A 13800-nucleotide genomic window follows, 5' to 3' on the forward strand; every position below is an offset into this window, starting at 1 on the left:
CGATTAAATCGTGCCGTCCCAGGAGTCCACTTTTTCACGTTTACGCTCTTCCTCGTCAAACCAGCGGCTGGTGACGCATTTGGTTTCGGTATAAAAGCGCATGCCGTCTTTACCCAGACAATGAAGGTCGCCAAAGAATGAGTTCTTATGGCCCGAGAAAGGGAATACGCCGACCGGTACCGGAATACCCACATTGATGCCCACCATGCCGCCGTGAGTCCGTTTCTGAAATTCCCGGGCATAATGACCGTTCTGCGTGAAGATCACCGAACCATTGGCGAGCGGATTCCGGTTCATGACGCGCAGGCCTTCCTCAAAGTCTTTCACCCGTTTGAAACAGAGAACCGGTCCGAAAATTTCCTCGGTGCCGATGCTCATCTCCTCGGTTACACGATCGAATAGCGTCGGGCCGACATAATAACCGTTCTCAAAACCTTCCACTTTATAGTCGCGGCCGTCCAGCGCCAGCTCGGCGCCTTCTTCGATCCCTTTGGTTATCCAATTTTCCACCGACTTTTTATGTTCGGCGGAGATAACCGGCCCCATATCCGTCTCTTTGCGGTAACCCGGTCCTACCTTCAGCGTCTGCGCTTTTTGCAAAACGGCCGCAATCAGCCGATCGGCGATCTCTTCCTGGACCACCACCACCGGCAACGCCATGCAACGTTCTCCCGCGCAGCCGAAGGCGGCATTGATAATGCCTGCCGCGGTACGGGCGATGGGGGCGTCCGCCAGCACCAATGCGTGGTTTTTGGCCTCGCACAGCGCCTGGACGCGTTTACCGTGCGCCGCCGCTTTGGAATAGACTTGCAGACCCACCGAGGTCGAACCGACAAAAGAGACGCCGTTGACATCGGGGTGCGTCAGGAACAGGTCGGCCTCGTTGCGCGAACAGGTCACAATATTAATGACGCCGTCGGGCACGCCGGCTTCCTGGTAGAGCTTGGCGATTTCCATACAGGTTATCGGCGTCATGCTGGCCGCTTTAATCACCATGGTGTTGCCGGAAGCGATACACAACGGAGCCATCCAGCCCATGGGGATCATGGCGGGGAAATTGAACGGCACGATACCGGCGAATACGCCGATCGGCTCACGATACAGGGTGGTGTCAATTCCCGCCGAGGCGTCCATCAGGCTTTCACCGGCTAATAATGTCGGAATGGAACAGGCCAGTTCGGTTCCCTCTTTGGCCTTCAGCACGTCTCCCTGGGCATCGCCCCAGGCTTTGCCGTTTTCCGTGGCGACCAGTTCCGTCAGGCGCTCTTCATGTTTAATCAGCAGTTCGCGAACCTGGAACATGATCTGCGCGCGTTTAATCGCCGGGGTATTCGACCAGGCCGGGAACGCTTTACGGGCGGCGGCGATAGCGGCGTTAACTTCATCCTCGGTGCAGCAGGGCGCCTTGGCGATAATTTCGCCGGTGCTGGGGTTATGCACGTCCATAAAGCGGGTCGTTTTGGAATCGAGCCAGCGACCGTCAACCAAATACTGTAATGTTTTTACTGTAGACATATCCATTCACTCCATAATTTATTAAAGCTCTCTTTCGTTTGCCAGGCGTCGTCATGCTCAACGGCTTATACCTTGGCAGCCATGCGGTCCTGCTGCTTATTTTGAAAATCATTACCTTCGATTTTTTGTCCGGCCGGCCGGCGATCCGGCAGACCTTTCATTTACTGGTTTTCACTTTTTTGCCGGGCGGTTGGCTGTCGTTCCGGCTGATGAGATTTTCCGGCGCGCCGTGGCAGGTGCCGCGTTCGGGCAAATGCATCGCGCTACTGACGACATTATAGAGTTGTAATGTTTTATAAAAACCAATTTTAGAATAAAAATTCTATTTGTGGGAGGTTGATCAAAAAAATGAAATTTCCATTCCCAGCGCGTTCCAGTGAATGAAAAAGATCTGATTTTTCATAAAATAATCATATAAAACATTATGTTAATATTGTTTAGCGTATTTTTTTATATTGAGCCGTGCAATTGCCGGTTTTTTTAATAATGCTGGATATCATTCATTTATAATGAAATAGTCATATAGAGACCATCAACGGCATACATATTGTGAGGGGAATTTGTTTTAACGAGATTGAAAATGAAATTTTTATTCCTCATAATGTTCTCAGACTTTTTATTGATAAGGGGACTACACATTATGGGTACAGCGCAGCAGCAAAAGACGCTTGATGTCATTTGCATCGGGCGCATCGCACTCGATTTGTACGGCCAACAAATCGGCTCCCGACTGGAAGATATGACCACCTTTGCCAAATACCTGGGCGGATCGTCGGGAAATGTCGCCTATGGCACGGCGGTTCAGGGCCTGAAGTCCGGCATGCTGGCGCGGGTGGGCGACGAGCATATGGGCCGTTTCCTGCGCGAGGAATTACAGCGCGCCGGCGTGGACACCCGTTACCTCATTACGGACAAAGATCGGTTAACGGCGTTGGTGATTTTAGGCGTAAAAGATCAGGAAACGTTTCCGTTAATTTTCTACCGCGATAACTGCGCGGATATGGCGCTGAGCCCCGAAGATATCGACGAAGACTACATCGCCTCCAGCCGGGCGGTGGCGATAACCGGCACCCATCTTTCCCATCCCAATACCCGCGCCGCGGTGCTCAAAGCGCTGGAGTACGCACAGCGTCATGGTCTGCGCCGGGCGTTGGATATCGACTACCGGCCGGTGCTTTGGGGGCTTACCACCCTTGGGGACGGCGAAACCCGCTTTATCTCTTCCGATCGTGTTACCCGTGAATTACAGGACGTTCTGCACCATTTCGATTTGATTGTTGGTACCGAAGAGGAATTCCATATTGCCGGCGGCAGTACCGATACGCTGACGGCGCTGCGCAATGTCCGCCGGGTTAGCCAGGCGACCCTGGTTTGCAAGCGGGGCGCGCAGGGATGCTCGGTATTTGAAGGGGACATCCCGGCCGGTTGGGACGAAGTGGCGCTCTACAGCGGCGTCCGGGTGGACGTGCTGAATGTGTTGGGCGCGGGCGATGCCTTTATGTCCGGCCTGTTGCGTGGTTATCTCAACGATGAAGGATGGGAACAGGCCTGCCGTTACGCCAATGCCTGCGGCGCGCTGGTGGTGTCCCGCCACGGTTGTGCGCCGGCGATGCCGACCCGACTTGAACTGGATGACTACCTGTCGCGTGAGAAATCGGTGCCGCGGCCGGATAAGGATGTGCAGTTGAATCATCTGCACCGTGTGACCACCCGCAAGCAGCAGTGGCCCGAGCTATGCGTGTTCGCATTCGATCACCGCAAACAATTGGTGGATATGGCCCATGCCGCCGGGCGGGACGCGAGCGATATCCCTCGGCTGAAACTGCTGTTGCTGCAGGGGGCCAAGGCCGCCGCCGCCGAAGCGGGATTGAAAAATAACAGCGGCATTCTGGCGGACACGACATTCGGCCAGGCGGCCCTTAACGACATCACCGGCCAGGGATGGTGGATAGGGCGTCCGATAGAATTGCCGAGTTCGCGGCCGCTGCGTCTGGAACATGGCGATATCGGCTCGCAACTGGTGGGGTGGCCGCAGGAACATGTGGTGAAATGCCTGGTGTTTTATCATCCCAAAGATAGCGAGGCGATGCGGCTGGAGCAGGAGGCGCTAGTTTCCGAGGTCTATCATGCCTGCTGCCAGTCCGGCCACGAACTGTTGCTGGAAGTGATCCTACCGGAGGACAACCCGGACCGGGACGAAAAATACTACGGAGAGATTCTGTCGCGCTTTTATGCGCTGGGGATCCAGCCTGACTGGTGGAAACTGCCGCCGTTGTCTCCGGCTGGCTGGCAGGATATCGGCCAGATTATCGAACGTCATGACAGCTACTGCCGGGGTGTGGTGATTCTGGGGTTGGATGCGCCGGAAGCCTCCTTGAAAGCGGGTTTCGCCGCCGCGGCAGACGCGCCCTGGGTGAAAGGATTTGCGGTGGGAAGGACGATTTTTGGCGAGCCGGCCACTAAGTGGTTCAAGGGCGAGTTGGATGATGATCAAGTGGTCGAGGCGGTGAAACAAAATTTCCTCAAGCTTATCGGTTACTGGCGAATTTATCGTCCCGCAACACTCTAAAAGCGGCCGCAATGGCATCTCTTTGCGCGGGGCAAATCGTCGTCCCGCGCAATCTCCCCCCCTCTATAGCGCACATCTCTCTTCTATGCTCGGCTTCTATGGGCTGCCTGCGAAATCGCCATGAAAACAGCGGCGCAATTAGCGTTGTTTTTTAGCTTTAATTTTCTCTGTTGCTATTTTATGAAATAATAATTTCATAAGGCAGCATCACGGTTACCGGCAGATCTATTTTATGCGTGATACACATCAATAAAGGTGAGTGATTCGGTTTCAAGGACGAAAATATCCCCTCGGCTCCCGCGGGCCGGCGCCATTATGCCGCATGAAACGTGGTATGGATGCTTATCCCGTCGCCGCCAATCCTCGTTGACGCTTTACCGAACCGGCTGAAAATGGACCTTTTACCCAATACGTTGGAACACGTGTTGCAGTGGCTGGTGAAAGAAGAGTCTAACGTTTCCAATAGTTTGATCTCTCTCTCAAATTAAAATAATTTTTCCATAAATTAATTTTATGAAATTTTAATGCATATATACTCATTGCATTAAAGGTGAACGTTCCACCGAAACAATGATTCACGGTTATCTTAAGGTATCAGTTTATATTTCAATTGGTTGAATGTCGGCGGTGTTAGGTTTCTGATTCCGGGCATATTCAGGCCGGGGAGGTTGACGGTCTGGCGGAGTAATACCCCAATAGTTCGCGTTGCAGGAAGGTCAGAGCATAGGCGATTTGAAGTATGGCGGGTATAGCGCGTTGAAATCGTGGGGTCAGAATAATCACACCCTTTTATGGGATTAATTTTTTATTGTGAGGATCATCATGTTGAAAATTGCATTATTAGGCGCAGGGCGTATCGCCAAGATCCATGCTAATAATATCGATGCTCATCCTGATTCAACGCTGTACTCTGTTTCGGATATCAGCAACGAGGCCGCTCAGTCGTTGGCCAGCCAATATCAGGCCAGGGTTCTCTCTGTCCAGGAAGCGATAAATCATCCCGATGTGGATATCGTATTAGTCGCGACATCAACGGAAACCCACGCCGAGTTTTCTTTGCAGGCGGCTAGGGCCAGCAAGGCGATCTTCTGTGAAAAACCCATTGATTTGAACATCGATCGTGTGAAAGCGTGCGTGGCTGAAATCAAGCTGCTCGGCGTGCCTTTCATGATCGGCTTCAACCGCCGTTTCGATCCGAATCATGCCCATCTGCAGCGCGCATTGCGGGCGGGTGAAATCGGTGAGCTGGAACATCTGCAAATCAGCTCCCGCGATCCGTCGCCGTTACCCGATGATTATTTGCTGGCATCCGGCGGTATGTTCAGGGATATGACCATCCATGATTTCGATATGGCCAGATTCCAGCTTGGCGAAGAGCCTGTTGCCGTTTCGGCAATCGCATCCGCGCTGGTCAGTCCCTCGGTAAAAGCGGTCGGTGATATCGATACGGCGGTCATCACGTTGCAAACCGCCTCCGGAAAGATTGCGGTGATCAACAACAGCCGGCGGTCAGGTTACGGCTATGATCAGAGGATTGAAGCCCACGGCCAGAAGGGGGCTTTGCGTGTCGATAACGTTCCCACCACGACACTGGTCAAACTTACCGAAGAAGGCGGCGTACAGGCGCAGAAACCGCTGCATTTTTTCCTGGAACGCTATCACGATGCATTCAAGGATGAATGGAATGCATTTATTACCGCGCTCAAGACCAAGGCGCCGATGCCTACCACGGCCAGCGACGGTTTGAAAGCCTTAATGCTTGCCGAGGCGGCGATCGAGTCGCTGAAAACACAGAAGGTTGTTAAGGTCTCATTAGAAGGGATTTAACATGAAACTGGGTATCGTGTCAGACAGCCTTAGCCGGCTTTCAACGGATGAGGTCATTAAAACGGCGGCGGAATTGGGGTTGACCCGCATTGAATTCGCGACGGGAAACTGGTCGACCGCGCCGCATCTTAATCTTGAAGCGCTGTTGGCGAGCGCGTCGGCCCGGTCGGAATTAAAAAGCAAACTCAGTGATTATGGATTAAGCATCTCCGCCCTGAACGCGAACGGCAACCAGTTGCATCCCGGCGAGTCCGGAATCAAACACGCGGAATGCGTTGATAAGTCTATTCAGCTTGCATCGCTGCTTGAGGTTGAAAATGTGGTCATGATGTCTGGATTACCGGCGGCGCCGGGGGACAGCTACCCTAACTGGATCGTATGCGCATGGCCGCCTGAAACCCAGGTTATTCTGGAGCACCAGTGGGATGTCGCGAAGAGTTATTGGCAGGGGCTGTCGCAGGTCGCCAGGGAACGTGACGTCAAACTCTGCATTGAGTTGCACAGCCAGCAACTGGTCTATAATCTGCCGTCATTTTACCGCTTAAGGGATATAACGGGCGATATCGTTGGTATTAACCTCGATCCCAGCCATATTCTCTGGATGGGCGGCGATCCCATCGCCCTTATCCGTGAGGCCGGCAACATGATCTATCATGTTCATGCTAAAGATACCTATATCGATCGTTACAACCGGGCCACCACCAGCGCGCTGGATAACCGTCCGATGACGATGAGTAGGGAAAGAAGCTGGTCTTATGTCACGCTCGGTTATGGGCAGCCGGAAGACTGGTGGAAAGAGTTTTGCTATACGCTGGCGCATTTTTCCAACCCCGAGCTGACGTTGAGCATTGAGCATGAAGATATGAATTTGTCTTGCATGGAAGGGGTTAAAAAATCAGTGGAACTTTTGCATCGGACTGCAATGTTTGAGTCTTCTGATTACCAGTTGCCCGCTATTTAATTCCGAAGTAAATACGGTTTGCCGGCGTCTTGTACTGAAAACCGGCCTGCTGGACGCAGCGGAGCTTTGATAGCCTTAGTTTCCGTGACCAGTAAAGGCGAATTATCGTAGGTTCGAAGCCCTTATCGATGCTTGATAAGGGTTTTTCTTTTTTTATATCGCCAAACCGCTACACATTTCCGCCATAAGACAATATTCCATTTTGTATTATCCCTTCATTCCGCAGGGTTTCTCTGTTCACTGAATCACTTGCCGGTTAATCGCTGAATAATTCTGGTTAAATGTAAATTTGTTTCACTATTTTGATGCGGTCTGCTCAATAAAAATGCACCAGAATAAGGCGAATTCATTTATCAACGTTGAGGAGAAATGGGTTATCTCTCTCTTTCTTATAGATAAAATAAATATGGTATGGAATATGCTTTCTCTATGAGAAAAAACTGGATCCAGTTTTGGGAAATAACATTTTTTTGGGTAAGGCGATGGAAGAAACCACCGAAGAACAGATTTATATTCATATTAAAAATGCCATCCGTCAGGGCGATTACCCATCGGGGATGCGGTTGGTGCCCGAATTATTAGCGCAGTCCTGGGGCGTGAGCCGTATGCCGGTTCGTCAGGCATTAAAAAAATTGACGGCGGAAGGATTTGTTTCGCTATTACCGAACCGGCGATTGGTGGTATGCGAAATCGATCTCGAATCCATGAAAGAGATATTTGAAATGCGGGCGGTATTAGAGGGGCTCGCTATTCGTCTGGCCGTATCCAGAATGACCGACGAGCAAAAGCGCGAGATCGAAACGGATTTACAGAAAATGGAGAGGAATATTGGCCCGACGGCCCATTGGTGTTCGCTGCACCGGCGTTTTCACGAGGATATTTATCGGCATTGCGGTCGGCCGATGCTGTTACAGCAAATATCCAACCTGCTGACGATGGTGGAGCCCTATATGAAAATATGGGTAAGCAACGAGACTTTTCAGCAACATGCATTATTAGGTCACCGTGAGTTATTCAATGCCATAAATATAAAAACGGCTGAAGAATGCGAACAGATGATGCGGGAACATATTATGAATACGCTTCCTGATTTGAATCAGTTGTATTGTGAGTAAGTCATAAATGTAAAGTTGAAATAAATATACTCGTCATACGTCAAGTTGCCTGTGCGTTGGCCGCGTTCCTGCTGCTGGAATTATTTAGAGTATAGATAGTCATTATTGTCACAACACCAGGGGAATTAATTATGAAGAATCTCAAAAGCGTCATTTTGAGCGGGCTGCTCTTGGGCAGCGCCTTGCTGAGTTCCACCGTTTTCGCCGCGTCTGTGGCTGATTCCGAAGTTTGCAAATCGCTGCGAGCTGAAAATCCCGAGCTACAGGGCAAAACGCTGATCAACGCTCTTAATCCGCATACGCCGGGATATGAGGCGTTGGACCCCAATGACCCAAGCAAGTATATCGGCTTCGATATCGACCTCGGTGAAACCCTGGGGGAATGTCTTGGCTTTAAAGTAGAGTACAAGGCGGTATCTTTTGCCGCGCTGCTGCCTACCTTGCAAAGCGGACAGGCGGATTTCGTGATGTCTGATATTTACGCCACCTCCGAACGGGCTAAAGCGGCGGATTTTATTACCTATGCGAAAGTCTTTGACGGAGTATTGGTGGCGAAAGGCAATCCGAAAAAAATAACCGGTATCGATCTGTCATTGTGCGGCGCTACCGCGGCTGAGAATACCGGTTTTGTCGAAGTGCCATTAATTCAGGCGCTGGAGCAGAAATGTATCGAGGCCGGCAAACCCATTCCTTCCATTCAGCTTTATGATAATAATGCCACCTGTATTCAGGCGGTGCTGAACGGTCGTGCCGATACCTATATTAACGATATTAATACGGTGGATCAGGCGGTAAAAGCCTATCCGGACAAACTTGAAAAAGCCGTCGCCGTAACGCTGCCTTATTCCGTTGGTATTGCCATACCGAAAAATAAAGAGAAATTCAGAACAGCCATGATGAATGCGCTGATCGAAGTACAGAAGTTGGGTATTCAAACTGAATTACTGAATAAATGGTCGCTTGGCGAAAGTAATCTTGAAGCGCCGCGTCTGGTTCTGAACTAATTAATTACTGCGAATAAATACCCAATAGATTTCAAGACTCAGGCCGCCGGCAAATAAACAAACCCCAGACGCTTACGGAAATTAAGCGGCTGGGGCAGCCGACACGTCTGCAATTTGAAAGATGACGGGCATAGCGGTAGCGATTCTTTTACCGCTATCAGCACGACGAGAGAGTATCAATGGAACAGTTCCTTCATTATTTGACATTCAGTTACCTGCAGCAGGGGATTTATTATACTCTCCAGATTACGGTGTATGGGTTAATTGGCGGATCCATTATTGGCACGCTGTTGGCCTCGATGCAGCTGTCGCGTTTTAAATTACTGGCGGGTATTTCACGCGGCTACGCTATTATTTTTCGCGGTACGCCGCTGATATTGCAGTTGGTGTTTTTTTATAACGCCTTGCCTTATATCGGCATTAAACTGAGCGCGGTCATGGCTGGCGCGATTGCCTTGTCGGCTAATGAAGCGCCTTTTATTTCCGAAATCATTCGTTCCGCTATTTTATCGGTAAATAAAGGGCAGATCATCGCCGGCCGGGCATTAGGCATGCCGCCGGTGGTGATTACCCGAAAAATTGTTTTCCCCCAGGCTCTGCGCGTCATGATCCCCGCCTTCGGCAGCGAATCGGTTTCCGCGCTGAAAAACTCGTCGCTGGCGTCGTTTATTTCCGTGCAGGAATTGACGTTGAGAAGCACCCAGCTTGCCTCTTCCACTTTCGATTTCTTTTCCGTGTTCTGCGCCTCCGGGGTGATGTATTTGGTCTTGACCGGACTGATCGCCATCTTGCAGATCGCGCTCGAAAAACTGCTGGATTTTGATTTTAGAAACCAGCGTAAAGTCCGGCAAATCAGCGCCTGGCTGAATGCGATCCCACCGGATGCGGCGCCTTGCCCGGAAACGATCGCCGAAAAGCAGGATGAAGGAAAAACGCTTATTGAAATCAAAGATCTGCATAAATCCTATGGCAAGAATCAGGTACTGAAAGGGTTAAATCTGCGGGTTAAAAAAGGTCAGGTGGTGGCGCTTCTTGGGCCAAGCGGCTCCGGCAAGAGCACTTTGCTGCGCTGCATTAACGGCCTGGACACCTACGACATCGGCGAAATCTCCGTTAATAAGGAGTTGATGGGACAAGCCGAAGACGGGCGTTACCTGCTGGAAAAAGAGCTGGCGGTTCAGCGGGTGAAAAACAGGATCGGTATGGTGTTCCAGAATTTCAACCTGTTCCACCACATCAACGCGCTGGAAAACATCGCCATGCCGCTGATGTGGATCTACGGAAAAAGCCGCGAACAGGCTTACCAGCAGGCGTGGAGGCTGTTGAAGCGCGTCGGTCTGGAGGAACGTTACGGCGCATTACCCGCTGAGATGTCGGGGGGACAGCAGCAGCGGGTGGCCATTGCGCGCACGCTGGCTACCCGTCCCCAGGTGTTGTTGCTGGATGAGCCGACTTCCGCTCTGGATCCGGAACTGGTGGGCGAAGTGCTGGATATTATTCGCAGCCTGGCGCAGCAGGATGGACTCACCATGATCATCTCCACCCATCAGATTCGTTTTGCCGAACAGGTGGCGGACTACTGCGTATTCCTCGACGGCGGCGTGGTGGTGGAAGAGGGCGAAGCGAAGTCCGTTATCAATCATCCGCAGAATCCCCGCACCCAGCGTTTCTTATCGCTGATGGCGCAATCCCAATAGTTATCAATGAGGTCATCCATGCAAAAGAAAAGTTTTCAGTTTACGCAAGAGACCGGCGTGCCGCCCCAGGTCGGGCCGTTTTCCCACGCGACGCAGTGGGGCAGTATGCTGTTTGTCACCGGTCAGATGCCGACCGATCCCGACACGAGGAAAATAGTTTCCGACGATCTGGTGCGCCAGGCGCGTCAGGTAAAAGACAACTTGAGCGCGGTACTGAAGCCGTTCGGCGCCACGATGGACGATGCGTTGATGGTGCGGGTTTATCTCACCAACTTCGATGATTACGACCAATTCAACCGCGAATACCGGTCATGGTTCAGCGGCCCCCTGCCAAGCCGCACCTGCGTGGGCGTCACCGGGCTTGCGGTCGGCGCGCTGGTAGAGATCGATCTGATTGTCGGTCTTAAATAACGTATCACCCGGGAGGGGAAACATGTCATTAATCAAACCTGAAGCAGAGCGCTTACAGTCGGATCTGCCGCCGCGGACCCATGTACTGAAGGCGAGTCCGGAGACCGTGCACTGGGGCTATTTCGATGCCGGCCTCGACCCTAAGCTGACCATCGATTCCGGCGATATTGTCTGTGCTGAAGCGGTAACCCAGCATGCGGGGGACGCGCCGGAACTGATGATGGATGATGAGATCGGCAGCATCTATCGGGACGTGCCGGTGGCTGATCGTACGCCGGGCGTTCATATTATGACCGGGCCTATTTTTGTGCGCGATGCGCAACCGGGAGATATGCTGGAAGTGCGCTATCTGTTGATGAAACCGCGCTTTATGTACGGTTCGAACCTGGCGGCGCACTGGGGGCATCTTTATCAAGAAATGGGGGAGAAAGAGCGGGTCACCATTTATAAGATGGATGAGTTCAGCCAGACGGCCACGCCGATCTTCGCCTATGATTTTCCCGGCGCGGGGAAATATGAAGTGCCCGGCACGGTGACCGCCGCCTGCGACTGTTGCCGCGCGGAAGTCAAAGACGGCATCCGGGTGCCGGTGCGTCCCCATCTGGGTACGGCGGGCGTCGCCCCCAATGTTCCCGGCCGCGTGAGCACCGTTCCGCCGGGAGAGCATGGCGGCAATATTGATAACTGGCGTATCGGCGCCGGCGCGACCATGTATTATCCGGTGCAGGTGCCGGGCGCGCTGTTTTCCATCGGCGATCCGCATATTTCTCAGGGCGACGGTGAAATTAGCGGTACGGCCATTGAAGCCTCCCTGAATGTCATCATGCAGATAAAGGTGCGCAAAGATTTTCACTTTCCGTCGCCGCTGCTGGAAACCGCGGATTTCTTTATTACCCATGGCTTTAATGAAGATCTCGATTTGGCTATGCGTCAGGCGAGCATCAATATGCTGTCGCTGCTGACCGACCATTTCGGCATGACGCGCGATGATGCCTATTCGTTGATGAGCGTGGCGGTGGATTTTTCGGTGACGCAGGTGGTGGATGGCCGGCAGGGCGTACACGCGAAAATTTCGCGCACGCTGCTTAAAGAGCGTATCGCCTGAGGTAAATATGCGCGATGCGCCAGCGAGCCTTGGACACGGGCGCATCGCCATAACGCGTTACCCCATCCCATAACGCGTTACCCCATCTGAGAGGGGTCGATGGATTCCCCCAAATAGCCGCTGCCGCAGTTAAATTTGAATTAACCCGCCTGGATGGAGTCCAACTTAGACAAAAAATGTCCCCGGCTTAGTAAACATTCCGGCGAACTCTACTTCCCGTCATTCCCGCGCAGGCGGGAATCAGCCGATGGATATTTACGGTTTCCGCAGGCGATCCCCGCCAACTACCGCGGGGATGACGAGGGAGAGGGGGATGACGGGGTGTATTTCATCGCAGGTTATGGCAATCTCACCTTCATAAAAGCGTGTTATTAAATGATCCCCGCAGAAAGACTGCTCGCTAATAATTAGAGACGTATACTATATGCTTAATACATGGGGGAAAATTTCACTCTATGCTCATCCCAGGCACTGGTTATTATGGCTTGGGCTGGGAGTTCTGTTTTTGCTGGTTCAGTTGCCCTATCCCGTGCTGGTTAAATTGGGAGGGGGGTTAGGCCGCCTGTCGATGCGTTTTTTAAAAAGACGGGTGGCGATCGCCAGACGTAACCTGGAACTCTGTTTTCCCGACGACGACGCGCAACAAATCAATGCCAGAGTAACCGATAATTTTTCCTCCCTTGGCATCGGGCTGCTGGAAACCGGTATGGCGTGGTTCTGGTCCGACAAACGGATAAAAAAGTGGGTTGAGGTTGTCGGGCTGGCGAATTTGCAGACGGCGGAGAACAAACAGCGCGGGGTGATCGTTATCGGCGTACATTTTATGACGCTTGAACTCCATTTCCGCATTCTGGGACATTGTAAGCCAATGACGGTGATGTATCGGCCGCATAACAGCAAAATCATGGAACTGGTGCAAAAGAAGGGGCGTTCAAGATCGGGGAACGAACTGATTAGCCGGAAAAAATTGGTGGGCATGGTGCACAAATTAAAACGCGGCGGCGTGGTCTGGTTCGCCCCGGATCAGGACTATGGCCCCAAAGGCAGCGTATTTGTGCCCTTTTTGGGCGTGGAGCGGGCGGCAACCACTAACGGCACGTTTATTATCTCCAAGCTGGCCAGGCCGGAGTTGGTGACCGCGGTGGTGATCCGTAAACCCGGCGGGCAGGGATACCAATTGATCATTTCTTCCGGGTTGGAAAATTATCCCTATGACGACAATCTGGCCGCCGCCAGCTATATCAACCGGATTATCGAACGCGAAATCATGAAAGCCCCCGACCAATATCTTTGGCTGCACCGCCGTTTTAAAACACGTCCAGCGGGCGAGGCATCCTTGTATATTTAATGAGCTGAATAAATACCATGGATATTATGGCGTTACCCAAAACGTTCCGTTCCGCCACGCCATAATCTTTAACGGTCGGGCGTTTTATCGACTACACTTGTCTTCTCTCTACATGCCTTTCTTAATGTCGCTCCCGACATGAGCGAATACGAATCGTTGACGCATTTCCCATACTAAGTGCCGACATGCCTGCGCCAATAAGGTTTGCCAGTTTTCTGGACGGTACCTTCAATATCGCCTGCGCGGAT

Annotated in this window: 11 protein-coding genes; 10 read left to right on the forward strand and 1 reads right to left on the reverse strand. The window is 52.0% G+C overall.

Features of this window, described 5'->3' with window-relative positions; translation table 11 throughout:
* Positions 1 to 3: 3 nt before the first annotated feature.
* Positions 4 to 1515 carry a CoA-acylating methylmalonate-semialdehyde dehydrogenase gene (locus ACN28R_RS03635; RefSeq protein ID WP_095835716.1) on the reverse strand — a complete coding sequence of 504 codons (1512 nt, stop codon included), beginning with the start codon at positions 1513 to 1515 and terminating at the stop codon, positions 4 to 6.
* Between the two features lie 53 nt (positions 1516 to 1568).
* On the opposite strand from ACN28R_RS03635, the gene ACN28R_RS03640 reads away from it, so the two are divergent.
* The 10 genes from ACN28R_RS03640 to lpxL all read left to right on the forward strand — a co-directional run bounded on the left by ACN28R_RS03640 (position 1569) and on the right by lpxL (position 13552).
* Complete coding sequence (locus tag ACN28R_RS03640; RefSeq protein ID WP_048638182.1) at positions 1569 to 1796, forward strand: hypothetical protein; 228 nt, start codon at positions 1569 to 1571, stop codon at positions 1794 to 1796.
* 359 nt (positions 1797 to 2155) lie between these two features.
* Positions 2156 to 4084: a bifunctional 5-dehydro-2-deoxygluconokinase/5-dehydro-2-deoxyphosphogluconate aldolase gene (locus tag ACN28R_RS03645; RefSeq protein WP_048638183.1), complete on the forward strand. Its 1929-nt coding sequence runs from the start codon at positions 2156 to 2158 to the stop codon at positions 4082 to 4084.
* 822 nt (positions 4085 to 4906) lie between these two features.
* On the forward strand, positions 4907 to 5911 hold the full coding sequence (gene iolG, locus ACN28R_RS03650; protein WP_095833608.1) for an inositol 2-dehydrogenase: 1005 nt from the start codon (positions 4907 to 4909) through the stop codon (positions 5909 to 5911).
* A 1-nt stretch (position 5912) separates the two neighbouring features.
* Positions 5913 to 6872: a sugar phosphate isomerase/epimerase family protein gene (locus ACN28R_RS03655; protein ID WP_048638185.1), complete on the forward strand. Its 960-nt coding sequence runs from the start codon at positions 5913 to 5915 to the stop codon at positions 6870 to 6872.
* Between the two features lie 452 nt (positions 6873 to 7324).
* On the forward strand, positions 7325 to 7987 hold the full coding sequence (locus ACN28R_RS03660; RefSeq protein WP_048638186.1) for a GntR family transcriptional regulator: 663 nt from the start codon (positions 7325 to 7327) through the stop codon (positions 7985 to 7987).
* A 131-nt stretch (positions 7988 to 8118) separates the two neighbouring features.
* Positions 8119 to 8991 carry an ABC transporter substrate-binding protein gene (locus tag ACN28R_RS03665; RefSeq protein ID WP_095833609.1) on the forward strand — a complete coding sequence of 291 codons (873 nt, stop codon included), beginning with the start codon at positions 8119 to 8121 and terminating at the stop codon, positions 8989 to 8991.
* A gap of 179 nt (positions 8992 to 9170) precedes the next feature.
* Positions 9171 to 10688, forward strand: coding sequence for an amino acid ABC transporter permease/ATP-binding protein (locus tag ACN28R_RS03670; RefSeq protein ID WP_095833610.1), 1518 nt, complete (start codon positions 9171 to 9173; stop codon positions 10686 to 10688).
* Positions 10689 to 10706: 18 nt separating this feature from the next.
* Entirely contained in the window at positions 10707 to 11099 is a 393-nt protein-coding gene (locus ACN28R_RS03675; protein WP_095833611.1) for a RidA family protein, read from the forward strand.
* A gap of 22 nt (positions 11100 to 11121) precedes the next feature.
* Entirely contained in the window at positions 11122 to 12204 is a 1083-nt protein-coding gene (locus ACN28R_RS03680; RefSeq protein ID WP_095833612.1) for an acetamidase/formamidase family protein, read from the forward strand.
* A gap of 424 nt (positions 12205 to 12628) precedes the next feature.
* A complete protein-coding gene (gene lpxL, locus ACN28R_RS03685; protein ID WP_095833613.1) occupies positions 12629 to 13552 on the forward strand; it encodes an LpxL/LpxP family Kdo(2)-lipid IV(A) lauroyl/palmitoleoyl acyltransferase in 924 nt (307 codons plus the stop codon).
* Positions 13553 to 13800 lie beyond the last annotated feature (248 nt).

The sequence above is a fragment of the Brenneria goodwinii genome (assembly GCF_002291445.1).
Lineage (GTDB): Bacteria > Pseudomonadota > Gammaproteobacteria > Enterobacterales > Enterobacteriaceae > Brenneria > Brenneria goodwinii.

What these genes read in the sequence shown, in the direction of transcription:
- ACN28R_RS03635 (WP_095835716.1), bottom strand. Translation starts at nt 1,515, where the DNA reads ATGTCTACAGTAAAAACATTACAGTATTTGGTTGACGGTCGCTGGCTC.
- ACN28R_RS03640 (WP_048638182.1), top strand. Translation starts at nt 1,569, where the DNA reads ATGCTCAACGGCTTATACCTTGGCAGCCATGCGGTCCTGCTGCTTATT.
- ACN28R_RS03645 (WP_048638183.1), top strand. Translation starts at nt 2,156, where the DNA reads ATGGGTACAGCGCAGCAGCAAAAGACGCTTGATGTCATTTGCATCGGG.
- iolG (WP_095833608.1), top strand. Translation starts at nt 4,907, where the DNA reads ATGTTGAAAATTGCATTATTAGGCGCAGGGCGTATCGCCAAGATCCAT.
- ACN28R_RS03655 (WP_048638185.1), top strand. Translation starts at nt 5,913, where the DNA reads ATGAAACTGGGTATCGTGTCAGACAGCCTTAGCCGGCTTTCAACGGAT.
- ACN28R_RS03665 (WP_095833609.1), top strand. Translation starts at nt 8,119, where the DNA reads ATGAAGAATCTCAAAAGCGTCATTTTGAGCGGGCTGCTCTTGGGCAGC.
- ACN28R_RS03670 (WP_095833610.1), top strand. Translation starts at nt 9,171, where the DNA reads ATGGAACAGTTCCTTCATTATTTGACATTCAGTTACCTGCAGCAGGGG.
- ACN28R_RS03675 (WP_095833611.1), top strand. Translation starts at nt 10,707, where the DNA reads ATGCAAAAGAAAAGTTTTCAGTTTACGCAAGAGACCGGCGTGCCGCCC.
- ACN28R_RS03680 (WP_095833612.1), top strand. Translation starts at nt 11,122, where the DNA reads ATGTCATTAATCAAACCTGAAGCAGAGCGCTTACAGTCGGATCTGCCG.
- lpxL (WP_095833613.1), top strand. Translation starts at nt 12,629, where the DNA reads ATGCTTAATACATGGGGGAAAATTTCACTCTATGCTCATCCCAGGCAC.